Here is a 25,937-nt window from a genome sequence, read left to right on the forward strand (position 1 = left end):
CCCTTCACACTAGTGAGGGTCATGCCCCTACTAGTTTATGCCCACAATTACTACAAAAATTCCCCCCACCAGTTTTCGTTCCGCAATTAGGACAAAAATTCGGCTTCTGCTGATTTTCTGTCTTCGGTTCTGGTGGTTGTGGAGCTGGTTGTGCATTTGGCGGAGCTACTGGTTGATTTGGCTGTTGATTTTGATTCTGATTCTGCTGATTCATCTTATCCATCATTTGATTCGCCATATTCATACCCATCACCATGCCAGCCATATCAGATGCAGTCCCGCCTCCATTCATTTTTCCAGTGGCCATGCCATCTACCAGCGAGATTTGCTGGTATTTATCGACACTACTAACCATACCATGTGAGGCTACTTTATTAATCATGTCTTGAATTTCTTTTGGATAGTTGAAGCTCATGACATTAAATCCAGTAATGGAGAGCCCATTGTCCATAATCTGCATGTCTAAATCATCTTTAATCCCCTTTGAAATTTCAAAGGAGTTGGACTGAAGGTTGAACATATCCTTTCCTTCCCTTGTAATCCATTTCATCAGCAACTGATCAAGAACAGAGGTAATACGGATTCGGACATCCTCGACTAAATATTGATTTCGAACTCCAGCAATTTTATCAATTAAGGCAATATAGTCATTTACTTTAAAATCGAATGTTCCATTGGCTCTAATGGGCATACCACCGGGGAGTCCAGGTGCCGGGATATTAATCGCATTTCTCGTACCCCATTTCACATTGAAAATTTTGGTGTTTACGAATAGCACCTCTACTCGCATCCCACTATTGAAGCCAAATCTAAAGCCCTTTAAAGTGGACAAGAAAGGAATAATTTGTGATTCGATATCGTACTCTCCCTCATCATGGAAGACACCCTCAATTTTCCCATTGTTAAAAAAGATCGCATCTTGCCCAGGACGAATAATTAATCTACTTCCCTTTTTGATCTCTTTATTTTTCCATTTATAAAAGATCATATCATCTCTAAATTCTTCCCACTCTACTACATTTGCAAATTGATTTCTAAAAAAAGACATCCTTCATCTGCTCCTTTCAACTTTCTCAGTAAAAGCAGTAATCAAAACTTCCCTCTACTGCCACTATGTGAATGACCACCGCCCGTGATTCCGCCACCGCCGCCACCACTTTTATTGTTGTTGGTCGGCTTTTTCCGCTTCGTCACGGTTTTTCTTACATATCTATCATGCTTACTAATTATGCGTGAATTGTTGCTATCCATATAAGTTCTCGCACTTACGGTAACTCTACCACCTGAGCGATAAGCCATGAGTGTTACGATGACACCAGCTACAATGATGGAAACTAACAACTGGAACCACCATTTAAATAAAACATTCTCTGGATTGACGCCTGGTTTATACCCCATATAGTCATGAGACGTATGGATGAAGGAAGAGAATGCTTCAAAATATTGGCCGTCTGATAGAGCAGGGGTAATTTTATTACGAATCTGATTCATTCGTTGGTCATCCAAATAATCCTCTGCTTTTTTAAAACCAGCCAATTTGACATCTCTTTCTTGCAGATCAATCGTTAAAATCGCTGTATTTCCATGGGGCTGGTTATAGCCAGGAGCTTGCTCATCATAAAAATCCCCTACATATTGATCAATATCCTTCCCATCCGTTCCATTTGCAGTGATGATAATAAAGGCCGTCTCTCGTTCAGCACCTAATTCACTTGCTAAAGCTTCTAATTCAGCCACCTCATTATCTGTTAACAGCTGAGCATAATCATAAACAAACTGCTTCTGATGAGGAGCTTCTGCATGAACAGTCATTCCCAATGGAAGTAATAGTAGTAGCGCTGACAAAAAGAAAATCAGACTACGTTTTTTCATCCTTTTCCCACTCACCAAAAGCCACCTCCCATCATGAAGGAGACCGTTTTTAAGGCAAGCAAGCTTCCAGCAGCTATGCCACCAAACCACATAGCCACCTTCCCGCCACTGATAGGTGGTTTTCCCACTACTTTTCCTGTCTGTCCATTCATGGCAAAAGTATGCTCTGATTGCTTATAATCATAGCTGACCATCCATACAGGCAGTAAAACATACTTACTTGTCACACTTCTCGTATCAATTTTCTTATTCTTATAATTAACGGAATGATAGCCTGTTAAAGTAGAACGAATATAGGATTCAATGTAGTCACTTATTTTATCCTTCGCTCTGGGAAGTAGTTCTTTATCTGTATAGTTATATTTCTCTGCAATATACCCTACCAAATAGGGCGTTTTAAATTCTTTTAATTGATCATATGGATAGGGTTCTAATTTATCCATTAACGCATCATTCATTTTTTCTGATGCATCAACAGGGATCTTTACATAATCCAGATTCAAATCTCGAAAAGCATCATAATACTTTGTTTCCGTGTAAATATACTCTCCACTTGAGTACGTTCTGACCTTTGTACAAATAGCATCTACTTGTACTTTACTATTTAAATCGAACAACCAAAAAGGAACATACATCCCAGTAATACTCTTAATTCGGTCAGCATTCATAAAGCCTTTCGGAGTAAGCAGACCATTTCTGCACCATTTTTGAAAAGCCTTTGTAGCTTCTTCCTTGCTAATGGTAAAAGGAATCACCTTTGCCGGAGCAAGATTGCCTGATAATCGATCTGCAATTACCACACCAGCCCCACAAAAACTACAGCTTGTTGCAGAAGTCTCTGCTTCAGTGATTAAATCAGCTCCACAATTATCACAATGGTATTCCTTCACCTCATCCTCTGCAAATGTCGCCGTAATCAATTTCTCGGAATGTTCCTCGATATTTTCCTGCTTACCGCAGCTTTGACAAGATAATTTGCCAGAATCGGCATCAAAGCTCATATCACTACCACAGCTTGGGCATTTATAATGAAGTATCATATGCTACTCACCTCTTTCGTTTCAAGCAAAGGGTTAAAAAGGGGGAAAGCTGCAGCCTGCTAGCTACAGCTTTAAATTATATGACTAATTATTATTCTTTAATCTCTCTTTTAATGCAGCAAGCTCGTTATCTACATTACTGCTCTTTTGATCATATTTAGCGGTTAAGTCTTCTATATCATCTTTCGGACCAGCATTTAGCTCCGCCATTGCATTCGCTTCATCTAATGCACGATTCACCTTATCTTCCATTCTTCCAAATGCTGAAATAGAATTACCTGAATTAGCCCCAGATGCACCAAGTTTATTTATTCTTTCTTGTGTCTTAGCAACCGACCATTTTGCTTTTAATGCACTTCTACGGGATTCCAATTCACCGATATCTGCAACAAGCTTATCATGCATTTGTTTCATTTGCAGAGAGTTCGTGGAAGCCAATTGATAGGAAGCTTGCAGCTCAGAAAGCTTCGTTTCTAGAGACCCTTTTCTCTCGAGAAACTTCCTTGCATCCCCTTCGTCTCCAGCTTCTAATGCCTTGATTGCATAGCGTTCCATTTTCTCTATATCTTCCTGACACTCATTTAATAATCGTTTAGATCGCTGTTCTTCTGCCATCACCGACGCCGTTTCCGATTTCACCTTGCCTAAATCCCTATTAAGGTTTCGTAAATACTGATCAATCATTTTCTCCGGATTCTCTGCCTCATCTAATAGCGCGTTAATATTACTGGACATAATATCTTTAAACCTTGCAATGATACTCATAGTTTACAATTCCTCCTTTATTTTTCCTACCTGATATCGTTTTCTAACCTCTTCATCTAAACAAAACACCCAACAAATCATACATATGCAGGTGTAAATCATTTATTGAAGAAAAACTCTTACTAGTTTATACGGGATTGCTTTGAGAAAAGTTTCATTTTTTTGCGATGTCTTCTTGCAGTACATGACACCCTTATGTATCAAAAAGTACTAGGGAACTGTCACCAACTATCTTTGCCCCTTTATAGCAGCGAGGGTCATGCACTATTAAAAGGTACAATTCAAACGGTACATATCCAAAAAACGCTCTGCCACATGGGACAGATAGTACTTCTTCATCCAAGCGATTCCATATTGTGATACCAATCTAGAATCTTCTATTATATATTTATGTACGCTTGCATTTGAGAAAATATGCAGGGCGCTTTCCGGTATTAATGTTGCCCCGAAACCATCTTGGACGAGACTCGAAAGGAGCGTCATGTCCGAACAGCCACAAACGATATTCGGGGTAAGCTTGTTTTTGGCGAAAGATTGCAGGGTGAATTCGTAAAGCCCCTGTCCTTTCGTACTTGGCAAAATTAATGGAACGGCTGCTATGGCAGATAGCGATACCTCCTCGGTCCACTCTACACTGCTTACAAAATAAAAGGCTTCCTTTTTCAACATCAGGCTGGAAAATTCATCATCTTGAACAGGAAATCGAATGATGGCCAGATCAATTGTTCTATCCCTTAGAAGCTGAAAAAGCTGGACTGATTCGTTTTGATGAATCTCATACGTAACAGATGGATAGTGCTCCCTAAATGCAAATAAACGGGTGGAAAGCGAAGTTTCGGACAGCGTATTCACACCTAGCTTCAAGGTCCCCTTTAGTCCATTTCCCACTTCCTTCACTTCCTCCATGCCCTCTTCCATAAGCTTTGTTACTTGCACCGCATGCTGATAAAGACGTTCCCCAGCCTCTGTCAGGTGAAGCTTTTTTCCTTCCCGGTATATGAGATTTACGCCAAGCTCTTCTTCCATCTGCTTCAACTGCTGGCTCAGCGGCGGTTGGGACATATGCAGCTTTCTAGCTGCCTGTGAAATATTCTTTTCTTCCGCAATAACAGTAAAATACCGCAGCTGGCGAATATCCATGCTATCTCTCCTTGATCATATGTTTTTCCTATGATTTCTCTACAAAACAAATATCATTCATATAGTTGTACTTATGGTACCATATCTTAGGGGAAAGGTAGGTTGTTTTATGAAAGCTATTTTAATACTTATCATACTAACTTTTATACTTATGATGGTTAATATAATGGATGCAAATGGGACTGAACGACGCGTGTCCCCACCACAGAAAATTGAAGTTTTAGTTGGAGCAGACAAAAGAGGAGGTTTACTATGAAAAATTTCCAGTCATCCTTTACAGTCTTCTCATCGATACAATGGCTGTTCTTTATTTTTGCTAATACAGTGGTCGTTCCTCTGTCGATTGGGGCGGCTTTTGACGTTTCACCAGATGTGAGCAGAATGATGCTAAGTGCATCGCTGTTATTCACAGGATTGGCCTGTATTTTCCAAGGATGGATGGGTCACCGTTATCCCTTAATGGAGGGGCACTCAGGTCTGCTATGGGGAGTGATGCTAAATCTTGGACTGACCGCGTCTTCACTTGGAATGAGCTTCATGGAAATTGGCGGTGGATTGGCAACTGGCCTTCTATTAGCTGGTGGCGTCACGATGGTAATGGCCTTATTCGGCTGGACCTCCGTCTTGCCTAAAATATTCACCCCGATGGTGATGACGGTCTATTTATTCCTATTGACCTTCCAGCTGATGATGGTGTTCTTCCAAGGGATGCTCGGAATTACGGAGACTGGCGAGATGAATGTTCCTGTCAGTATCTTATCGCTCGCTATCGTCATTTTTGTCAGTGTGTTAAAAATAAAGGCACCAAAGGCAATCGGGAATTTTGCAATACTTATTGGGATTGTGGTGGGGTGGATTTTCTATGTCATTCTCTTTCCAGAGAAAGGACAGCAAGTACCCGAAGCAGCCTTTTCATTTGAGTTATTTCCATTAGGTGCACCAAACCTGGAGTACGGCATCATCGCTGTAGCGTTTTTTGCTGGTATGCTTAATATGAGCAACACCATTGCCTCGGTCCAAGCTGCGGCAGAACTTTATGGCGAAAAAGCGAAGCCGAAACAATTCCGAAACTCCTTCTTCTTTACTGGAGTGTTTTCGGTCGTTGCCTCCCTTTTTGGCCTTGTCCCGTATACACCTTTCACCTCCACGATCGGTTTTCTTCAAAGCACTCGAATATTAGATAAAAAGCCGTTCTTTATCGGAGGGATTCTATTGGCAGGAATCGGACTATTGCCACCATTAACCTCATTTTTGGTGACAATGCCAATGACCGTCGGAAATGCAGTATTATTTGTAGCATACTTACAGCTGTTTGGCACCGCATATAGCAGCTTGCATGGAGCAACATTCAACTCGGATACAATATTCCGACTAGCCGCTCCAGTCCTGTTAGGCGTTTGCTTAATGAACACCTCGCCAGCTGTCTTTAGCCCACTGCCAGTGCTCATGCAACCGTTCTTGACCAATGGCTTGATAATGGGTGTGCTGCTTTCGATTGTGTTGGAAAAGGTGACGAAGTGGGAGCAATAAAGGTGTCTGTCTCCCAGTGTGATAAAAATGCTAAAGGAAAAGTGTAGCTAAGCCTCGCTTTTCCTTTTATTCTAATAAAATACCAAGAGGGATACACCTCTATTTTATACTAGATTACCGCAGTGAGGTCAGGCACCCACTACAGTTTCTTCCAAGTCAATTAATATTTCTTCTCCTAATGTTACATCTTTGAGCTGTAAGTTCCCCGTTGATGAAAAGTCCTTTGGCATGTATCCATTTAGTGGCATTTTCGGTTCGAATAACCCTAGCATTTGATACGTTTCTCCAATCAACTTACTACACGTGTAATCATTGCTTTTTGAAGTGATGGAAAAGACTCTTCCCTCAATAACTTCTTCAATCATCTTCCATTGTGATGGGTTAGGTACACCGTGCACTTTTTTCATATATTCATATAACTTCTCTTCGTCTATACTTCCTTCAAGCAAACTTAAAGAACGTAAAGCATACTGGGGCGGAGTATAAGGTTCCAAATCATGTCCGTACGTTTTTAAACGATCGATTAACTTCACTACTTTTGGTCCCGTCTTATTGTCATGAAAATGGATATCCTCCAAGTTCGTCAATGATGTTGATTCAAAAAAATAAACTTCCCCAGTAGGATCTGGACGAACAACCATTCCAACATGAGACCACATACTATTTTCTAATGTTTCTACTAATTTACTAATAGGATATTTTCCACTAAATAAGATTAAATCCCCTGTTTTAAATTGGGAAAGAAGAGACGAATACGTGCTAGTTTTCAATTCTATTTACCCCCATAAACAATATTTTCGCTAAAACTCATGCTATAATTATACTAATCTAAAAATTAAAAATACAAGAGGTATATTGGAATGAAAGTAACTTCCCACAATTTTTTGATACTCTTTTTCTTTTTTCTAGTTTTATTTCTAACCGCACCGCCATCTACTAGTGCATCAACAAATCATATCGTACTACCTAAAGAATTCGCTGAACTATCAGTAACAAATCAATTAGAAATATATATTGACAAAAATAGTAATATTTCTAATGATGAAATTCTAAGTAACCGGGAGAATTTTCTACCACTCCAGGAAGCAAACGTTTCTGGGGATTTATCTGATGTGACTTATTGGATCAAATTGCCCCTCGTGAATTCGGCAACTTTCGATAGAGAAGTACTACTTGAGCTAAAAAAACCTCATTTAAGTTCCGTTGAATTGTATTCAGTAAAGAATGATGCTTTACATTTAGAAGAAACCATAGGCTATCGCTATCCATTTAAAGTGAGAATGATTGAACACCGTAATATGGTTTTTCCGCTTCAACTATTACCGGAACAAACCGAGATTTTTTACCTGAAAATAAAAACAGATAGCTTTTTTCAAGCCCCCATTTCTATTTGGGAACCTATCGCTTTTGCATCCGCAAATTACACCGCTCAAACATTTTTTGGTTTGTTTTACGGTATTATGATCGCCATGATTATATACAATAGCTTTTTATTTTTGTCACTTAAAGAAAAGACCTACTTATATTATATTTTATTCATTGTAGGATTTACTGTGCTTCAGTTTATTTGGGATGGATTTGCCTTTCAATGGCTTTGGGGCGATTTTCCTTGGTTTGCCCTGAGATCCAATTCATTCTTCATAATTTGGAGTTCTCTATTTTCCTTACAGTTTGCTAATCATTTTCTTCAGCTTAAAAACTGTGCACCTATTTTACATAAACTAACCAATGTATTCATAGTAACAAGTTCACTTTTACTGGCGATGCCTTTCATTCTTAGCATTAAAACGGCAACAATGATTAGTATGCTTGTTGCTAGTTTGTTCATTATATTAATAATTGCAATTGCCCTGAAAGTAAGGTTATACACTAGAGAAGCCAAGTTCTTTATTATTGCTTGGTCCCTTCTTTTAATCGGAGTTATCTTAAATTTATTAGCTGGCTATAAGCTTATTCCATTAACTCCGCTTTCATTATACGCTCCAAAAATAGGTGCTTTAGTAGTAGTACTCGTCTTATCACTGGGGCTAGCCGACAGAATTAAACGGATTACTTTAGAAAAAGAACAAGAATCTAGAAAATATTATATTCAAACACTTCTTCAAAGCTCGTTTAATCAACTGGCTAAGGTAAATACTTGGGACTCATTAGTAAAATGTGCGCTAGAAAGTTTAATTTCCATGACAAAATATGAAAAAGGATTCTACTTAACCTATGAAAATGAGCGGTGGGAACTGATTACGAAAACTGATGAACAAATTACTATTAATCAACCAATATCCATCCATGAGAAATTTCTAGAAAAAACCTTAACTATAAAAGATATAGACCCTACAATATTTGGAATCCAAAGTAAATCACAATCTTTCTTTTCTATCCCAATTTTGACTGCACAACATACCGGAATGTTCGTTATCTATAGCGAAGAAAAGAATGAATTACCAACCTTTGAAGCAAATATTATAATACCTACTTTTACCGAACAACTAACATTATTAATTAATAATCTATTCAACTATCAAAGCTTAAAGGAATCTGCCATGTACGATCATTTAACTAGAGTATGCAACAGAAAATACTTTATGGAAGAAGCCACTGAAATACTTTCACAAACAGCTAAATCTAATCACCCTTCTTCCTTATTACTTATTGATATTGACCATTTCAAGCGAGTTAATGACACATACGGACATACTGTAGGGGATCAAGCACTCACTTTTGTAGCCCAAAAAATAAGTACCGTCTGTAATGAAAAAGGAATAGTAGGGCGTTTTGGCGGAGAAGAATTCATCGTTATTCTACCTAACACAACATATACACAGGCATCCCTAATAGCCAATAAATTAATAGAAGCACATCACTTTCACCCCTTCATACTAAATAGTGGAAAACCATTATGGCTAACAATAAGTATAGGTGTTTGCAGCAATCAACAAAAAAATTTGAGTTTACAAGAAATGATCCAATATGCAGACGAAGCTTTGTATCAAGCGAAGGAAAAGGGGCGCGATCAGGTGGTGTTATACTCATAGTTACCTGACCTCCATCCTTGTCATCATCATAACTTCCTCTATTTTGCGTGGGATTGTCCAAAATAAGTCTGAATACCTATGTAAGGCAGGAAGATCGATAAAATTCAAGGATCACCTTATTATATAGAGGGAGAAGGCTGGATTTAACACTAACTCGTTATTATAGGAGGAAGCGAATGAACACATTTTTACTAGACCATCAAGTAGAGTTATTTATTACGATGGAAGTTCTATCACTTGTGTGTCTATTTTTATTTTGCTTAACACGCTATTATTTTAACTTACAAAAAATAAGCATTCTATTCATCTCTTTATTTATCGGCATTACAGCAGTAGAAGCATTATTTGCTTGGATGCTTTATAGTGTCACTGGTGAAATATCTACCCTGCAAATCATCATTTCTATCTTCGTAATCTATGCTGTCACTTTTGGGATTCAAGATTTTAAAAAATTTGATCGTTGGATGCGCAAGAAGATTGGGGATTGGAAAGGGATTGATTTATTAACGGAGAAAGACAAACATCTGATGGTCCTGCAAAAAGATCCTTCGTATGTAGCACGGAGGTATCGTCAATGGTCCATTGCTCATATTGTGCTATTTTTCACAGCACAAGCAATCTTTATTTCGCTCGGAACAGACAGTGTATCGGAGGCTCTTTCTTACATGAGGGATTGGTCTTGGTTTCAAGAGGGAACCTTTGAGAATAGTCCTTATTCAAGTGAAACCATCTACAATATCGCTAAGGTATGGGCTATCATCTTTGTCGTAGATACGATTTATTCATGGTCGTATACGGTGTTTCCTAAGAAATAATGAGTGCAAGATTTTATTCATAAGGCTCTTTTAAACACCGCTGTTGATTTCCGCACTAGGCTTCGCTTATCCAGAGGGCGCTTGTGGAGCCTCCTCGGCTTTGCGCCTGTGGTGGGGTCTCCACAAAACGCTATCTCCCGCAGGAGTCTTCGCCTTGTGCTCCAATCAACAGCTAGGGACCTGAAAATCAACACTGTCCTTTGGGTATACTTTTTGATTTTGCTCTGTTTCGTAAAGTTATGTTGAATTTCCCCCACCAAACCCAAACGCTCCCTTTAGTAGAGGAGGTGATTTATTAGTTAGGATAATGTATCGTCATGCTTAATCGGGTTAATTTTTCTCCCGTATTTTGATAGGTGTGAGGTCTATCAGCCCTAAATCTGATGGAATCTCCATTTTTTAATGTATGAGTACTTTCACCAACTTGAATCGTTAGTTCTCCATCGTATACCGTGATAATTTCCTCCGTACCATCTTTATGGGAGTCCGCACTTAATTTCCCACCTTTTTCAATTTCAACAGAGTAAACTTCAAAGCGTCTATCTTCTTGGAATGGGAAGTAGGGATACACTCTATATCTTCCATTATCTTCCGTTAATACTTGAATGTCATTTCTCAAAACCACTGTCGTATCAGGCTGTGGATTATTTATTAAGGCTGTAAATGAAATTTTTAAACCATTAGCTATTTTCCAAATCGTTGTAAGAGTTGGGCTTGACTCTCCTCTTTCGATTTGCCCTATCATCGTTTTGCTTACTCCACTTAATTGTGAAACCTTTTCCAAACTTAATTTTTCCTTTTCTCTAATCGCTTTTAAATTTCTTGCAAGAACAAGATGAATTTCCTCCATAATCTCGCCCCTTTCTTATTTACATTATAACGACTGATTTGTATAATAAAAAGTACAACGTTATAGTGTGTTTTTCAGTCGTCATAACGTACATCTTATTAAGGAGGTTTACATATGTCTTTATTTTCATTCTTGCTATTCGTTATTATTACTAGTTTTACACCTGGTCCCAACAATATCATGGCCATGACATTTGCAAATAATCATGGATTAAGAAAAACAATAACCTTTTGTTTAGGGGTAGGTATTGGATTTTTTGTCATCATACTTTTCTGTAGCTTTTTTAACAGGATTCTTATAAGTGTTATCCCAATAATTGAGTTTCCTTTGACCATTTTTGGTGTAGGATATATGTTATATTTGGCTTTTAAAATACTTACAAGTAAAAACAATAATGATGTTAATGATGACGTTAAACGAAACTTCTTCTTTATAGGTATCTTCTTACAATTTGTAAATCCAAAAGCTATTATATTTGGAATAACAGTTGTCGCAACTTTCATTCTCCCTTATTACGATTCCTATTTCAGCTATCTACTATTCTCTTTATTTTTAGGAATGATTGGTCTCACGAGTACATTTAGTTGGAGTTTATTTGGATCAATTTTTCAAAAATACTTAGTACAATACAGAAAACAGTTTAATATAATGATGGCTATTTTATTGGTATATAGCGCTTTTTCTATACTGGACAAATAGATGTAAAAAAGCTTGGATACATGCGTTTTCTAAGATTTTTTCTTTATCTGTACAACTAAGGCTCGTATTAATTTAAGAAGAAATATTGGCTTCATGTGCAAAGTTTGCACTAGCCCACTCCCCCTCGCTTTTAAACAACTTAAACACAGCCTCACGATCAGTCGGCGGATCATCTATCCAATCTAGCAGGGTACGAACAATAGATTCTTTATCCGGGAAGTATTGGATAAAGACTTCCGATTGCTCGTGAAGTCTTGTTGACCAAATCTGCGAACGCACCATTACCATGGAATAGTATGTACGAATGAGTTTACGAGCGAAGTTTTGTGAAAATGTTTTAAAGTCCTCGTTAGAAGCTGTTTCTAACCTCTTTAACGTCCGAGTAAGAGCCTCCCCAATATCACCATTGAAGCGAATGGCTATCTCTGATGTAAGTTTGTACGGACCAAATTGTTCTCCTAAATCCTCACCATACACACAAACTGAGATTTCCTTAAGAAATGCATTTTCGTAATAATTGGAGGGGTCAACCGTATAGTCGTAATAGGCAACAGCTATACCAACATCACGAACTAAAGAACGATACTTTTGAGACAGTTCTCCAGCAAGTTTCTTTAATTCAGCCAACTGAATGGAACTCAGTTTGCCATCAAACATCGCGATAAGGTCTAAATCTGACTTCACAGCAATCGCTTCACCTCTAGCTACGCTACCGTACACATAAACACTATGCAATTGTGGATGAAACACATTTTTAAGACTCTCGATAGATTCTTGAATGCAAGGCCTATAGACATAATCAATTTTATCTATACTAACATCGCTTACAATAAATCCATTAGAGTCTAGACCATATCCTGCTCTTAACATTACCATTTCATTCTCCTCCCTCTCATCTTCCTTACATACCAAATACTATAGTTTTTTCATCAACCTTTTTGGCCGTAAGACCTCGCACTCATTGATTGGAAGTATTTTTACTTTTCTGCAGAAATAATTAAAAACATTGGCCTTCGGAGTTCATCTTTCATTTCTGGAACACTTTTTAACATTTCTTCTGAAGGAATGGGTTCCTTGACTTCTCTTATTCTAAATCCAGCGTCCATTAAGTTATTCAGATAAGTTGAAAACGTCCGATGATATTTTATAACGTTCTCTGTTAGAAATGCTGTTTCACGTGTTCCTTCCAATTGATAATCATCAACAGCCCAATGTAGCCGGTTCCCTTGTTCATCATAATACCAGTCTTGTTCATTACGGGAAGTAAAAATTGGGTGCTCTACGGAAAATACAAATGATCCTCCAGGCTTTAAGTAATCATAGACCTTTTGACAGATTGTTTCAAAAGACTCAATATAGTGAAAAGCCAAAGAACTAATAACCACATTAAATTGAGAAACAGAAAAATCGATGTCCTCTATTGGCATTTTTAGATAGGAAATGAAAGGATCATCCGTTTTTTCACGTGCTTTCTGAAGCATTTTTCCAGAAATATCTACCCCAATCACAGAACTAGCCTGTTGCTCACGCGCATATCGGCAATGCCATCCGAAACCGCAGCCTAAATCAAGTACACTTTTATTTCGTAAGTCAGGTATAAGTTTTTGTAATACATGCCACTCCCCTGCACCTTCAAGTCCCTTTAAGGAACGTGGCATTTTTTCATACACAGAAAAGAAATTCACTTCATCGTACTTGTTTTGCTTCATCAGTTATACATCTCCTTAAATTAAAGTAGCTTCCTTACAACATAATAGCTCTTATTTTAGATTATATAGATTACATTGGGTTGATGAAGAAGTTTCTCCAAAAGATTACTTTGGATATATTACAAGCAGCTTAAATAGTTTGATTAAATAATCCCCAAAAATGAAAAAAGGGTGCTTCTTCCCATCATTTATAAAAATGATGGAGAGTAGTACCCTTTCGATATTTTATCTAGCTGAAAACAAGTCTATCGATTCTCACTTGTTGCTTTGTCTTTTTCAAATAACATAATTAAACCAGGCAGGAGTATCCCTCTAATTAGGAATGTATCTAACAAGATTCCCACCGCTACAATGAAGCCGAATATAAAGAGCAATTGAATTGGCTGAGTCATCAGAACAGCAAAGGTTGCTGCAAGGATAATTCCAGCTGAGGAAATAACTCCCCCTGTGTTGGCAACGGCGATTTGCACCGCTTTTTTGACGGAATGCTTCTTTCTTTCCTCTTGGAAACGAGAGATCAGCATAATGTTATAGTCAATTCCAAGTGCTACGAGAAAAACGAAGGAATAGAGCGGAACTCGGTTGCTGATGGTATCAATATCAAAGAAAAGATTGGATAAAAAGATTCCGAGACCTAATGCAGCAAGGAATGAAACTAAAATCGTCCCCATCATGTAGATCGGCATTCTGATTGATTTTGTCAGCACTATCAACAACGCGAAGATCAGAATTGTTTCCAGGATAACAATAACGATGACGTCCCTGTTATTAACGGATCGATCATCCACAAGTCGAGCCGTTTCCCCGGCAAAATAAAGACTTCCTTCTAACTTGCTGTCCGCTACTATCTGATCTGCTTTATTGATGATTACCTCCATCGCATCAATAGAATCCACTGAATAAGGACTTTCTACAAACATAAGGCTATAATTGAGCACCTTGCCATCTTCCGCATTACCCGTTAGACGGACCGTGCTGACAAGTTTCTGATTTTGCAGTTCTTTTGTCAATGCCTCCTGCTGTTCATCTGTTAGTGAGTCCGTACCTTCAAACAGAACAGTGGTCGGTGCAAGATTACCCTTTTCGAACTTCTCTTCCAGAATTTCATAACCTTGGCGAGATGGCATATCTTCCGGAAAAGAGTTCAGGGTATTAAAGTCATATTTCAGATTGAATATATTGCTTGCAGCCAGAATAAGAAACAAACTGACTAAGACAACAGAAAGACCCGGTTTAGCCGTGACAAAACGTCCAATCTTACTCCACGCTGAATTGTTCTTGACCTTTTCATCTCCGACACGCGGTACTTTCGGCCAGAATGCTTTCCGTCCGAAGAGGGTAAAAAGGGCTGGTACCAGCGTGATTGATGCAAGCATGATAACCCCCATCGCCAAGGCAAAAGTTGGCGCAAAGTTTCGATAGTCGCCAAACTCAGCAAAGAATAATACAAGCATCGCCGCCAAGACTGTTCCTCCTGAAAAGAAGACTGGCATGCCCGTTACCCTCATTGCTTCTTTCATAGCGACAAATTTGTCCTGGTGATCCTTTAGCTCTTCCTGATAACGAGAGAAGACAAAGAGAGAGTAATCAATTACCGCAGCAAATAACAGAATCGACATGATTGATAATGTCTGGGTGCCAATTTCGAGATCGCCCATTCCCATCAAACCAAGCAGTTTCATCACCACCTCATGGACAAAAATTGCCGCTAATAACGGAATTAATGCCAGTAATGGTGAACGGTAAATGACAATCAACAAGATAAGGATAAGCCCTACCGTTGATAAGATCAGGACTACATCCGCTCTTGAGAAAAGATCTAGAGAATCGGACGCTATTCCAGCCGGTCCCGTGATATACAAAGTTAAATCGGATGATGCTTTTACGTACTCCTCGATTTGCTCCTTGGCCACTTTGATTTCTTTACTATCCAACCCGGGCTCCAAATTTAATGGGATAACTGCCGTTGTTTTATCCTCTGAGAAAAAACTGGCTACTGCCTGAGGAGGCAAGGAGGAAAATGGAATAACCTCATCCACCCCGCTAATCTGTGCATTTTTCATTCCAGCTAACAATCCAGCAAGATCAGCAATTTCTATTGCTCCACTATCTGATTGGAAAACCAAAATCGCTGGTATTCCTTCGCTATCCTTAAAATATTCGTCAACCTTCTTCTGTGCAATGACAGATTTCGCATCATCAGACAGTGAATCAACGCTTGTTACTTGATAGTCCTTGGCTCCCGGTGCAAACACGGCCAACACCAAAGTGATCACCAACCAAGTTATTATCGTAATCCACATTCCTCTTTTAGTAGAAACCTTATCGGTAATTCCTTGAAGAAAGGATTTCATCTTTATTCAGTCCCCTTTTACCTTATTTTTATTCAGTTTTAAAATAGATAAATGACACACCTGTCACTTTGGTCAAAAAATAATTGACACCTTTGTCACTATGATTTTCTCTCAAAGTGACAAAGGTGTCAATTAAATGTTTTTGAACATTCCGTGACTGATAATCTCCTTGATTGCACTAACCCATTCCTCACGTGGTACCCCAAAATGATTCGGAATGGCAATGGACTGAAAAATAAAGCCGAGCAACAAACCATCCGGAAGATCTCGTTTCAACCTTTGCTCTTCCTTGCCCAAGCGGATGAAGTCCTGCAGATTATGATACATAGCCAAATGCAGCTTATCCAGCTTATCTCTGTTGGATCTTACCTTTTCGTTACTATCTGTCGGAACATGCTGGACAATTTCTATAATCTTATAAATTGTCGTATGCCTGAAGATTAAATTTATCAAAAAATCAAATTGAGCCTCAAATCCTGTAACTGAATCAATTCCCTTCAACTCATCTAGAAATTGATTCATCTCATATAGCATAAACTCAGTGATCAGTTCCTCTTTATTTACATAATACTTATATAAAGCCCCCCTCGAAACCTCCAAGTGGTCGGCAAGAATACTAAAAGTAAATCCCTCATAGCCATGCTGGAGAAGAAGGAGCTTGGTTGCATCAAATAATTCAGCATCCGTAAACTTGCGGTCGCGCGCCATATCATCACCTCCGCTTTTATTATAAACGAAGAATTGCGCGGACAGAACCTTGACTAACTATTTCTTATCATTCAGGAAAAAATAAATCACTTGCTAAACTCAAACCTCATATTTTGAAAAAGCTTTTCTAAATATATAAGAATATAAAAATGCAAGTAAGGAAAATCCACCAAATGTTATAAAGTATAAACCTGATAGGAATCCAACTGTTGAAGAAAAAACAAAAATAATTGGAAAGAGAAAGAGAATTAACAATAACAGGAGATAAGGGAAGTTAGAAAGACCTATCAATAACGAATTTAATAATGAATTTTTAATTGTGTCTTTATATCTAGCCATATAAGGAAATATAAAAAGGAGGATGGAAAGATACATAAACCCAAAAATAATTACCAAACTTATAAAAAATATCTTAAGTAATCCATTAAGGGTTCCCAAGAGTAAGAAATTCACAAGTACTAAAATTCCAGCGGCTAACATAATGAACCAAACAATCGTGCTTTGGATGAAATTCTTTTTGAACGCTAATACAAAACTCTTGCCTATATTCTTATCTTCATCTCTTACCATTTTACCTAAGACATAGTATAAAGCCGTCAATGATGAGCCGATAGTTATAATAGGAATACAAAAAAGTAAGAATAAAAAGTTTAAGATCGCTAAATCGACAGTTCTTGTTAGAACTTTAAATAAGGAACTATCCAAATTAAATAGTTGACTCATTTTTGATGTCCCCTTTCAACAACATATTAATGCACTGATTCGTAGAGTTCTGATTAATTTTTTACTTTTACAAGAATAACAGCCGGCTCTTATAAAATATTATAAGCCGACTGTTTTTTCAGTGTAATAACATTATTTATTCAAAGGAATTGATATATCTTTCAAAGGCATCGTTCTGAATTTTGATATATTCTTCATATCCCATTTGTTCTAATTGAGCAATATACGAATCCCATTCTTTTGTAGCTCCACCATCAACTACCCATTTAGATTGCATAGAACTTACGAAAGAATCAATGTCTGTACTTAAAGCACTTAAACGATTCATTTCATCTACTGTATAAACAACATTTGGAAATTGTTCCTTAACATACGTGTTTATTTGTTTATCTAATTCAAGTTTTAATCCATCCCCACCATCAGTTGGAAGTGTTACTTTTTCATTAAATCCTTCCCCAACAAATTTAGGACCAAAGTCACGGAATGAATTAACCCAAGCAAATATATCTGCTGATTCACCTTCAGGAGCATCTAAGACTTTGTATGTTCCATCTTCAACTTTTTCGACTCCAACACCGAAGGAACCATAGAAGGTTTGAATACTCGCATCCTCCGTGTAAAATTTATCTACCCATTGCAATAATTTTTCTGGATTCTCTGCTTTTGTTGTGATCATAAACTCTCTTCTTTCATAAACAATTGCATCAGTCATTACATACTTTTCACCATCCGGCCCTTTAAGAGCAGATAATTGAACATACTCATTTGCATTTGGTCCAAAAGTGGCATCCGCTGTCCAACCAGAAGATACTCCAACCAAGGAAATTTCATCATTTTTACGTTTTGCTTCAGCCATAGAAGTATCTTGTGTAAAAGTCTCTTGATCAATTAACCCTTCTGAATAGGCTTTATGCATCCACTCAATTCCTTCTCTATATGCTTCCGCAGTGGGAATAAAGACTGGCTTTCCATCCTTAACAGTCATAGAGGTTGAATATGAACCTTTAGGCAATCCAAAGGGTAAAATATAGCCCATAACATCCCCTTGATAAGGAATTTCATCATGAAGATCTCCATTTCCATTTGCATCTTGCTCTTTAAATGCTTTTAAAACTTGATAAAATTCTTCATAAGTTTCAGGCATTGAGAGATTCAAGTTATCCAACCATTTTTGATTGATGTACAACGAATTTCCTGCAATTGGTCTTAATGGTAGCTTCTTTGGCAAACTATAAATATGGCCATCAGGAGATGTAACCATTGCACGTAATGCGGGATCCGCATCAAATGCAGCTTTTAGATTAGGCATATTTTCCTCGATTAATTCTTCTAAAGGGATAAATGCACCAGCGTTCTTCGCTATATCTGAATCACTTAAAGATAGGGATCCCCAAAATGCATCTGGTAATTCTCCTCCAGCCATTAATATAGATTTTTTGTCTGCCCATTCACTATTTAAATAGATATCCCAATCAATAGAGATTTCTGCCTCTTTTTCGGTTTCCTCAACAAATCCTTTTAAAAAGTCATCTCCCCAATCGGCCCAGCGAACTGTTGCAATTTTGTAGGTACCATCTTCTTTAGATGTTGAATTAGATGAGTTATTACTACAGCCTACTATTATACTAGCTGCTAAAGTGACACTTAATAATGATTTCATTTTATTTTTTAACATCTTTTCTCCCCCTAATACTATTCTTTTATTGAGCCAACCATAATTCCTTGATTAAAATACTTCTGTAAAAATGGATATAAACACATAATTGGAAGAGTAGAAACGACTATTGCTGCATACTTCATCATCTCTGATAACCTTCTTAATTCTGATGCTAGTTCTCCAGAAGCTGTTCCAAGTAGCGACTCATTCATAATTAAAATTCTCCGCAGCACCAGTTGAAGCGGCTGTAAATTCTCATTTGAAATATAAATCATAGCATCAAACCAAGAGTTCCATATCCCTACTGCTGTCCATAACCCAATGACGGCAAGAATAGCCTTTGACAATGGTAACACCATCGTAAAGAAGTATCTGATAGTACCACAACCATCAATTTGTGCGGCTTCCCAAAGGGTTTCGGGAATACTATTTTTAAAGAATGTTCTTGCGATTATAATGTTGAAGGCGGAAACAGAAAAAGGTAACACCAATACCCAAAATGTATCTATTAAGCCAAAGTTTTTCACTACTAAATATGTTGGAATTAGTCCACCACCAATGAACATGGGAGTAATATAAAAGATAGATATCCATTTTCGCCCAAACAAATCTTGCCTTGATAGAGCATAACCAGCTGGTATATTCACAAATAATGCAATGATCGTTCCCACTATGGTGTAGATAATCGTATTTCGATATCCAATCCAAATCATTTCCTGTTTCAGCAATTCAATGTATCCATCTATTTTCCACTCTTTTGGCCAAAACCACACATTTCCATTTGCAATGTCAACAGGATTACTAAATGAAGCGATTATAATAAACCAAAGAGGATAGATAATTAGAATCATCATCAAAATCGCGATTCCATACACGGAGAAATCAAAAATTCGATCTTTCCAGCTCTTTTCAACTTTTGTTTTTTTTAAATACTTCTTTTTTATAGTAAGTTCCAAAACCTTCTCCCCCCATCTATAACAAACTCGTTTTCGTTAGTTTCTTAGACATATAATTTACTAATAGTAGAACAACGACATTGACTACTGTATTGAACAACCCAATTGCTGTTGACAAGCTGTATTGAAAATGTTGTAATCCTACTTTATAAACATATGTAGAAATAACTTCACTACCTGCTAAGTTTAAGGGATTTTGAAGTAAAAGGACTTTTTCAAATCCTACACTCAAAAGACTTCCTGCTCGTAGTATCAATAAAATCATTGCAGTAGGCAAGAGTAATGGTAAGTCAATATGAAGAATTTTTTGCATTTTACTCGCGCCATCCATGGTTGCTGCTTCATAATATGTTGGATTGATTGCAGATAAGGCTGCTAAATATATGATACTATCCCAGCCAATGTGCTGCCATATATCACTCCATACATAGATACTGCTAAAAAAAGATGCCTTGGATAAAACGTTTGGCATTTCTACACCGATTAACCCTAATATATTCGAGATCAATCCACTGCTAGGTGACAAAAAAATTAAAATCATTCCACACATAACCATCGTAGAAATGAAATGTGGTAAATAAGTTGTTACCTGGAATACCTTTTTAAACATACTAATACGTATTTGATTACATAGTATTGCTAATGCAATAGGTAATGGAAATCCGACTAATATACTGTATAAGCTGATGTTTAACGTATTTTTTATTGTTAGAGCAAATTGGTACGAATTAAAAAACTGAATAAAGTGCTTAAACCCGACCCATGGGCTACCCAAAATTCCTAAAGCTGGCGAAAAATCTTTAAATGCAATGATAAGTCCATACATAGGTAGGTAGGAAAAACAAACCAATAATATGATCGAGGGAAGTAATAATACATATAATGGCCCGCTTTTCTTCATCTGCTTCTTCATTTTAGATGTTTTGCTTTCACTTGAGATAGTAGATACATTATTGATACCTTCAGTTACTACTTTTCCTTCCAACTCTCTGCCCCCTTTGACTAATTTATTTACTATTTACGAGTGCAATTAACAGTATTTTTCTCCTCCTCCACTTTATATAAATCATTATATGGTAGCGCATTCATTTAAAAATAGTAATAAATGGTTAAGTCCTTTCTACTATTCAGTACTAAATTTGCCATTTTAAAAATCCAATATTATAAAATAGCACTATTCAGGCTTTTCCTATCTATTTAACCGCTTTCTTAACGTTTTTGTGCTAGAAAATACAAATTGTTTCTATATAATTTAGAGTAAGGAAAGGATGGGAGATGAAATAAATTTGAATCTGCAATTTGGAAAGAACCCCTCACGTTCTGTTAATTATTACTCTAAAGTCCTTTTTATCATTTTGATTTCAATATTATTTATCAACATCTTTGTTTGTTTCTTTACGATTTCAAGTACTAGACAACAAAGTATCGATTATATTACCAATACTGTTAACCTCTACTTGAATGACGCCAAACAAAAATTTAATGCAATCGATCATTTTATGATTTGGACCGTTAAGCATGAGCCATTAATTAAAAATATCGAAAATTCAAAAGATATGTCAGAGTTACCTAAAAGTATTAATGATTTCAGATTAAGAGTGAATGATTTTCAATACTCTACCGGAAAAGAATATCAATTTTTTTTAGCACTAAAAAAAGAGAACTACTTTTTTAATAGTTCTCCCATTCAAATAACATATTCCGAATATCTACAAATGAAAGATTTCTTCTTATCAAAAAATAAAATGTTAACTAACAATGAAAGATTATCCAAATGGCATTCCTTTAAGATCAACGATAAATTCTATTTGTATCATTTTTTAGAATATGAAAATAGGATATTTATTTCATTGATTGCAGTAGAGGATATTCTACTACCCTTACAAGATATCAATTTAGGTAATAACGGAACAATTATTATGGAAAATGATAGCCAAGTTTTTCTTTCTGACATCGATCAAGTAGAGTTGTTCAAAAGGGAAAAATCGAATAACTTTTTTAGTAGTCACCTAACTTTTAAAAATACAGAGACTACTTTACCTTTTTCCATCCATGTCACTATTGATCATTTTAGTGCATTTGAAAGAGTCGTTTTAGCGCAGTTTGTCCTTATATTTGCAACAATCATTATTAGTTTGATTTTATTCCTAATACTGCTTTATATAAAAAACAAAGTAATATCACCCATTCAAAAATTTTCTCAAAATCTTTCAGATCTTAATAAAAATAATGAAAAAATTGATTTTGAAAGTAGCAGTATAATTGAACTTGAAAAAGCTAACACACAATTCAAAGATTTAATTTATGAAATAAAAAATCTAAAAGTGAACATATACGAACATGAAATTGAGAAGAAACAAATTCAAATGGATTTTATGAAACTACAAATTAAACCACACTTTTATCTAAATTGTTTAACCACTATTTATAGCATGGCGCAAATGGAAATGAATAAAGAAATTCAAGAAATGTCATTATCTACATCAAAATATTTTCGATACTTATTTCAAACGAACCAAAATTTTGTAAAACTTGAAAATGAATTAATGCATATAAACGACTATCTAGCTATACAAAAATTAGTATATGGAGACTCCTTCCTATTCGATTTGTCTATAGAACAAGATATAAGCAATACTAAAATTCCACCTTTAGTATTGCAAACATTTATTGAAAATACGATTAAACATTCCGTTTCTTTAGATGAACAAATCAAAATCTCCTTAAAAATAGATTATATAAATGACCAGAAAAGATTTATTAACATAACTATAAAAGACAATGGGCCAGGATTCTCACCTAATGTAATAACTAAACTTAGGAACAATATTCCTTTAACCACTAAAGCAGGAAAACATATTGGGATAAATAATGTAGTTCAAAGGCTTAAACTAATGTACGGTGAAGAATTTTCGATAGAATTTTCCAATGATGATTTTGAGGGTGGCGCTGTTATTACTCTCATAATACCCTATCATATTTATGAGGAGGATTAGCATGAATGTGTTGATTGTTGATGATGATCGATTTGTCGTATCTGCATTAGAACAAAAGATTGACTGGGCTTCTTTAGGAATTCAGCAAATATACACCGCTTACAATATTCGTCAGGCGAAAAAAATATTTGAAAAAGATACCATTCACATTCTTATTTCCGATATAGAAATGCCACAAGGGAGTGGTCTTGAATTATTGGCATGGATAAGATCTGAAGGTCTAAATGTACAAGCAATCTATTTAACTAATTTTGCTGACTTTAATTACGCACAAAAAGCAATTGAGCTCCAAAGCTTCGAATATTATTTAAAACCAATTGAATTTGAAAAACTTAAATTAATCATATTAAAAGCAGTAAATAAAGTTAAAGATAGTCAAAAATATGAGGATGCAATAAAGGTCGGACATTATTGGCAGCAAAACAAAGAGGAACTAGTGGAGCATTTTTGGCACTCTTATCTAAGAACCACCGACTCGAATTCATATGAAATGCTTCAAAAACAGTTAAAAATTAAACAAATAGATTATTCTATGAACGATATTTTTTTGCCACTATTACTAGCTTTTTTCCCTTATTCATTAGTAGATAATAAGGAAATAACTTCTGTATTTGAAGAAAATGATTATCAACATAAGTTAAAAACTATTATTGTTAAAACTTTTAAAAATAGTTCTCTTCGTTTAGATGGATTTCTAGACTTAAACAAAAATAAAGAAGAGTATCTAGCAATTTTCAAATTACAAGACACTTCTTTCGAAATGTCATCAAAGGATGTAATTGCTTCCTTTAATCAGTTAATTACTAACATTAACGACCTGATAAAATGCGATGTTCAATGTGAGGTGGGAGTTATCTCCACGTTAGATAAAGTAAAGCCTTCTATAAAAACACTTCAATTTTCTAGTAAAGAAACGATTAAATATAGGAACAAAACCTTCATGTTTGAAGGGCACAAAAAAAATGTCCAAAAATATGTTGAACCAAATCTTCAACTTTTAGAACATTATCTTCACATTAACAACAAATTAAGTTTTATTAATAAATGCTCTCAATATCTTACAAACTTACTAGAAAAAAATGCGTTAACTCCTAATGTGCTTTGTAGTTTTAGACTAGACATTACACAGTTAATATACACACATCTTAAGAAAAAAGAAATTCTTGCAAATAAATTATTTCAAGGAAAAACTGGTGATTTTCTACTAGAGCAATCTTCAAGGTCCGTAGAGGATTTAATGATTTATATCACATATTTAGTAGATGTTTCTCTAGATTACATGGAATTTACTGACTCTCAAAAATCTGTTGTCAAAACCATACGTGATTATATTGATCAAAATTATCAAGAAAACATTACAAGAGCTAGCTTAGCTAAAATTGTCTACCTTAGTCCAGACTACATTGCGCGATTTTTCAAAAAGGAAACTGGAATATCACTTGTAAATTACATCATAAAAAAAAGAATTGCTATTGCGAAAGACTTATTAAGCACGACAGATCTCCCTGTTCATACTATTTCTGATAAAGTAGGTTACGGAAATTATTCATACTTTACAAAACTATTTAAAAAAGAAACGAATTATACTCCAGTAGATTTCCGGAGATTGACCTATTCAAAACATGAAAACTACTAACAAATATTACTTGTTACTGTCATGTTCTGCTCTTTTGCAGTATTAAGTTAACGAAAAGGCAACCAAAAGTTCCTTGTCTTTTTTCTCTTCCCTACTGACGGTTAAATTATTGAACTTTATTATGTGTTATTAAATTTGCCTTGTTCATGACACGAACGGGGCTCTGTTTGTTTTCATTATGGATGTAAAAGTTTTTTGTAAGAAATCAAACAAAAATAGAATTGTATATTTTTTCTTCATCAATTATTAGATTATTGAACGATAGAAAAGTCGGGTCTATTCCTTTTCTATCGTATAGTTGAAACGAAATCCTCTAAATCATATCAATTCTCCCCGAACCAAACATTTCCTTCACTGAATCTTTTAAAGTGGCTGACATTTTTCAACACGAACCCAGTGTGCTTCCCTCCAACAACTGAAGAAACTCATCCTCTTGTAATATCTTAATCTTTCCATCCTTTTTCATCAGCTCATGGGCTTTGCGTTCTTTTGTGCTAAGTCCATCCGCCCCTACAATCGTCGGGTCCTGTTTACCTACGATTAGATAATCTGTTTTGCCACTCACACCACTTTTTATAATCGCCCCTTTATCCACCACTCTCTGCATCGCTTCTGCTCTATCCACTGTGCTTAACTCTCCAGTGAAGACAAGGTTCTTTTCAAAAAGGGGGTGCTTCGAATCAAACTCATTATGGACTGAAGTAATTTCACTTATGACTACTTTTGGTTTGAATTCCTTTTTGACATTCCTTTTGAAGTTACTTTGCTTTTTATAAAAACTCGTCTGAGGCTTCAACTCTGAAAACTTTCGGACAGGTATGGTGGAAAAAGTACTGCAGTAGGATCTGATAGATTTCCGTTTCTTCATACCGATGCATTTCAAGACAAGCTCCGCACATGCTTTTGCATCTGCCAAAGCATGGTGATGCTGATCAAGTTGGATTCCAAAATGTTCAATTCTAGCCTTCAGCGAGTTCCCTACTCCCTCTCCTCTACAAGCTCGGGTGCTAATTGGGATGCTACACACATATTCGAATTCAGGCATATCCAAAGAATAGTGGACCAAACAACTGTTCAATACACTAAGGTCAAATTGAGCATTGTGTGCCACTACCAAACTGTCTGAAAAATACCCTTGAATCTCCTCCCACACCTTGTCGAACTTGGGGGCATCCTTCAAATCATCTATCGTCAATCCATGGATCTTAGTAAATGCCTTGTCCACTTCCAAATTTGGAGGCTGTATCAAAAAATACTTTTCATCTACAATCCTATTATTTTCGACAAACACCATTCCTAAAGAGCACGCACTGCTAAAATGACTGTTTGCAATTTCGAAATCAATGGCAATAAAATCCACTACTTTCCCCTCCCTTTACCATATTTACTTTTCATCTATCATACAAAAAGTCTGGCACATGGTCTATTAGAAAGACTTTGAGGACAGGTCCCTCG

The 25,937-nt window shown here is 36.3% G+C and carries 22 protein-coding genes; 6 read left to right on the forward strand and 16 right to left on the reverse strand.

The genetic code is table 11. From position 1 onward, the window contains the following. Positions 1-19: 19 nt before the first annotated feature. The 5 genes from BK580_RS19035 to BK580_RS19055 form a co-directional block, all read right to left on the reverse strand. Positions 20-1,048 (reverse strand): SPFH domain-containing protein, encoded by a 1,029-nt coding sequence (locus BK580_RS19035; RefSeq protein WP_078381856.1) that lies wholly within the window; start codon positions 1,046-1,048, stop codon positions 20-22. 41 nt (positions 1,049-1,089) lie between these two features. Continuing rightward, a complete protein-coding gene (locus BK580_RS19040; protein WP_078382835.1) occupies positions 1,090-1,872 on the reverse strand; it encodes a TPM domain-containing protein in 783 nt (260 codons plus the stop codon). Between the two features lie 11 nt (positions 1,873-1,883). Then, entirely contained in the window at positions 1,884-2,912 is a 1,029-nt protein-coding gene (locus BK580_RS19045) for a TFIIB-type zinc ribbon-containing protein (RefSeq protein ID WP_078381857.1), read from the reverse strand. A gap of 84 nt (positions 2,913-2,996) precedes the next feature. Next, positions 2,997-3,677 carry a PspA/IM30 family protein gene (locus BK580_RS19050; protein ID WP_078381858.1) on the reverse strand — a complete coding sequence of 227 codons (681 nt, stop codon included), beginning with the start codon at positions 3,675-3,677 and terminating at the stop codon, positions 2,997-2,999. Positions 3,678-3,944: 267 nt separating this feature from the next. Beyond that, complete coding sequence (locus BK580_RS19055; RefSeq protein WP_078381859.1) at positions 3,945-4,817, reverse strand: LysR family transcriptional regulator; 873 nt, start codon at positions 4,815-4,817, stop codon at positions 3,945-3,947. A 252-nt stretch (positions 4,818-5,069) separates the two neighbouring features. Between BK580_RS19055 and BK580_RS19060 the strand changes: the two genes are divergently transcribed. Beyond that, positions 5,070-6,347, forward strand: coding sequence for a uracil/xanthine transporter (locus BK580_RS19060; protein ID WP_078381860.1), 1,278 nt, complete (start codon positions 5,070-5,072; stop codon positions 6,345-6,347). A gap of 128 nt (positions 6,348-6,475) precedes the next feature. On the opposite strand, the gene BK580_RS19065 is transcribed toward BK580_RS19060, so the two are convergent. After that, entirely contained in the window at positions 6,476-7,117 is a 642-nt protein-coding gene (locus BK580_RS19065) for a hypothetical protein (protein WP_078381861.1), read from the reverse strand. Between the two features lie 90 nt (positions 7,118-7,207). Between BK580_RS19065 and BK580_RS19070 the strand changes: the two genes are divergently transcribed. Further along, positions 7,208-9,379: a sensor domain-containing diguanylate cyclase gene (locus BK580_RS19070; RefSeq protein ID WP_078381862.1), complete on the forward strand. Its 2,172-nt coding sequence runs from the start codon at positions 7,208-7,210 to the stop codon at positions 9,377-9,379. A gap of 176 nt (positions 9,380-9,555) precedes the next feature. Then, positions 9,556-10,194: a hypothetical protein gene (locus tag BK580_RS19075; RefSeq protein WP_078381863.1), complete on the forward strand. Its 639-nt coding sequence runs from the start codon at positions 9,556-9,558 to the stop codon at positions 10,192-10,194. 295 nt (positions 10,195-10,489) lie between these two features. On the opposite strand, the gene BK580_RS19080 is transcribed toward BK580_RS19075, so the two are convergent. Continuing rightward, the gene (locus BK580_RS19080) at positions 10,490-11,044 is read right to left on the reverse strand and encodes a helix-turn-helix domain-containing protein (RefSeq protein WP_078381864.1); all 555 of its coding nucleotides are present in this window, start codon (positions 11,042-11,044) and stop codon (positions 10,490-10,492) included. A gap of 114 nt (positions 11,045-11,158) precedes the next feature. Here BK580_RS19080 and BK580_RS19085 point away from each other — a divergent pair, with 114 nt between their 5' ends. Then, positions 11,159-11,743 (forward strand): LysE family transporter, encoded by a 585-nt coding sequence (locus BK580_RS19085; RefSeq protein WP_078381865.1) that lies wholly within the window; start codon positions 11,159-11,161, stop codon positions 11,741-11,743. Positions 11,744-11,815: 72 nt separating this feature from the next. Here BK580_RS19085 and BK580_RS19090 read toward each other — a convergent pair whose 3' ends face one another. From BK580_RS19090 to BK580_RS19125, 8 genes are all read right to left on the reverse strand, one after another. Further along, positions 11,816-12,619 carry a nucleotidyltransferase domain-containing protein gene (locus BK580_RS19090; protein WP_078381866.1) on the reverse strand — a complete coding sequence of 268 codons (804 nt, stop codon included), beginning with the start codon at positions 12,617-12,619 and terminating at the stop codon, positions 11,816-11,818. Between the two features lie 101 nt (positions 12,620-12,720). Then, on the reverse strand, positions 12,721-13,452 hold the full coding sequence (locus BK580_RS19095; protein WP_078381867.1) for a class I SAM-dependent methyltransferase: 732 nt from the start codon (positions 13,450-13,452) through the stop codon (positions 12,721-12,723). A 245-nt stretch (positions 13,453-13,697) separates the two neighbouring features. After that, positions 13,698-15,806 carry an MMPL family transporter gene (locus BK580_RS19100; protein ID WP_078381868.1) on the reverse strand — a complete coding sequence of 703 codons (2,109 nt, stop codon included), beginning with the start codon at positions 15,804-15,806 and terminating at the stop codon, positions 13,698-13,700. A 132-nt stretch (positions 15,807-15,938) separates the two neighbouring features. Continuing rightward, positions 15,939-16,514 carry a TetR/AcrR family transcriptional regulator gene (locus BK580_RS19105; RefSeq protein ID WP_078381869.1) on the reverse strand — a complete coding sequence of 192 codons (576 nt, stop codon included), beginning with the start codon at positions 16,512-16,514 and terminating at the stop codon, positions 15,939-15,941. A gap of 99 nt (positions 16,515-16,613) precedes the next feature. Then, complete coding sequence (locus BK580_RS19110; protein WP_078381870.1) at positions 16,614-17,237, reverse strand: YesL family protein; 624 nt, start codon at positions 17,235-17,237, stop codon at positions 16,614-16,616. A 136-nt stretch (positions 17,238-17,373) separates the two neighbouring features. Continuing rightward, positions 17,374-18,912, reverse strand: a complete 1,539-nt coding sequence (locus BK580_RS19115) for a type 2 periplasmic-binding domain-containing protein (protein ID WP_078381871.1) — start codon at positions 18,910-18,912, stop codon at positions 17,374-17,376. 17 nt (positions 18,913-18,929) lie between these two features. After that, positions 18,930-19,850 carry a carbohydrate ABC transporter permease gene (locus tag BK580_RS19120; protein ID WP_235864073.1) on the reverse strand — a complete coding sequence of 307 codons (921 nt, stop codon included), beginning with the start codon at positions 19,848-19,850 and terminating at the stop codon, positions 18,930-18,932. A 16-nt stretch (positions 19,851-19,866) separates the two neighbouring features. After that, positions 19,867-20,763, reverse strand: coding sequence for an ABC transporter permease (locus tag BK580_RS19125; protein ID WP_078382837.1), 897 nt, complete (start codon positions 20,761-20,763; stop codon positions 19,867-19,869). 355 nt (positions 20,764-21,118) lie between these two features. Here BK580_RS19125 and BK580_RS19130 point away from each other — a divergent pair, with 355 nt between their 5' ends. Together BK580_RS19130 and BK580_RS19135 are read left to right on the forward strand one after the other, a co-directional pair. After that, positions 21,119-22,846, forward strand: coding sequence for a sensor histidine kinase (locus BK580_RS19130; RefSeq protein ID WP_078381872.1), 1,728 nt, complete (start codon positions 21,119-21,121; stop codon positions 22,844-22,846). Between the two features lies 1 nt (position 22,847). After that, a complete protein-coding gene (locus BK580_RS19135) occupies positions 22,848-24,482 on the forward strand; it encodes a response regulator transcription factor (protein WP_169865140.1) in 1,635 nt (544 codons plus the stop codon). A gap of 382 nt (positions 24,483-24,864) precedes the next feature. Here the strand turns inward: BK580_RS19135 and BK580_RS19140 are convergent, their stop codons facing one another. After that, the gene (locus BK580_RS19140) at positions 24,865-25,842 is read right to left on the reverse strand and encodes an exonuclease domain-containing protein (protein ID WP_078381874.1); all 978 of its coding nucleotides are present in this window, start codon (positions 25,840-25,842) and stop codon (positions 24,865-24,867) included. Between the last annotated feature and the right edge of the window lie 95 nt (positions 25,843-25,937).

Source organism: Sutcliffiella halmapala (assembly GCF_002019665.1).
GTDB lineage: Bacteria > Bacillota > Bacilli > Bacillales > Bacillaceae_I > Sutcliffiella_A > Sutcliffiella_A halmapala.

Coding starts and splice junctions, on each gene's coding strand:
- BK580_RS19100 (WP_078381868.1), bottom strand. CDS start 15,806: ATGAAATCCTTTCTTCAAGGAATTACCGATAAGGTTTCTACTAAAAGA.
- BK580_RS19075 (WP_078381863.1), top strand. CDS start 9,556: ATGAACACATTTTTACTAGACCATCAAGTAGAGTTATTTATTACGATG.
- BK580_RS19130 (WP_078381872.1), top strand. CDS start 21,119: ATGGGAGATGAAATAAATTTGAATCTGCAATTTGGAAAGAACCCCTCA.
- BK580_RS19105 (WP_078381869.1), bottom strand. CDS start 16,514: ATGGCGCGCGACCGCAAGTTTACGGATGCTGAATTATTTGATGCAACC.
- BK580_RS19040 (WP_078382835.1), bottom strand. CDS start 1,872: ATGAAAAAACGTAGTCTGATTTTCTTTTTGTCAGCGCTACTACTATTA.
- BK580_RS19135 (WP_169865140.1), top strand. CDS start 22,848: ATGAATGTGTTGATTGTTGATGATGATCGATTTGTCGTATCTGCATTA.
- BK580_RS19080 (WP_078381864.1), bottom strand. CDS start 11,044: ATGGAGGAAATTCATCTTGTTCTTGCAAGAAATTTAAAAGCGATTAGA.
- BK580_RS19050 (WP_078381858.1), bottom strand. CDS start 3,677: ATGAGTATCATTGCAAGGTTTAAAGATATTATGTCCAGTAATATTAAC.
- BK580_RS19055 (WP_078381859.1), bottom strand. CDS start 4,817: ATGGATATTCGCCAGCTGCGGTATTTTACTGTTATTGCGGAAGAAAAG.
- BK580_RS19125 (WP_078382837.1), bottom strand. CDS start 20,763: ATGAAGAAGCAGATGAAGAAAAGCGGGCCATTATATGTATTATTACTT.
- BK580_RS19110 (WP_078381870.1), bottom strand. CDS start 17,237: ATGAGTCAACTATTTAATTTGGATAGTTCCTTATTTAAAGTTCTAACA.
- BK580_RS19035 (WP_078381856.1), bottom strand. CDS start 1,048: ATGTCTTTTTTTAGAAATCAATTTGCAAATGTAGTAGAGTGGGAAGAA.
- BK580_RS19085 (WP_078381865.1), top strand. CDS start 11,159: ATGTCTTTATTTTCATTCTTGCTATTCGTTATTATTACTAGTTTTACA.
- BK580_RS19045 (WP_078381857.1), bottom strand. CDS start 2,912: ATGATACTTCATTATAAATGCCCAAGCTGTGGTAGTGATATGAGCTTT.
- BK580_RS19070 (WP_078381862.1), top strand. CDS start 7,208: ATGAAAGTAACTTCCCACAATTTTTTGATACTCTTTTTCTTTTTTCTA.
- BK580_RS19095 (WP_078381867.1), bottom strand. CDS start 13,452: ATGAAGCAAAACAAGTACGATGAAGTGAATTTCTTTTCTGTGTATGAA.
- BK580_RS19060 (WP_078381860.1), top strand. CDS start 5,070: ATGAAAAATTTCCAGTCATCCTTTACAGTCTTCTCATCGATACAATGG.
- BK580_RS19090 (WP_078381866.1), bottom strand. CDS start 12,619: ATGGTAATGTTAAGAGCAGGATATGGTCTAGACTCTAATGGATTTATT.
- BK580_RS19115 (WP_078381871.1), bottom strand. CDS start 18,912: ATGTTAAAAAATAAAATGAAATCATTATTAAGTGTCACTTTAGCAGCT.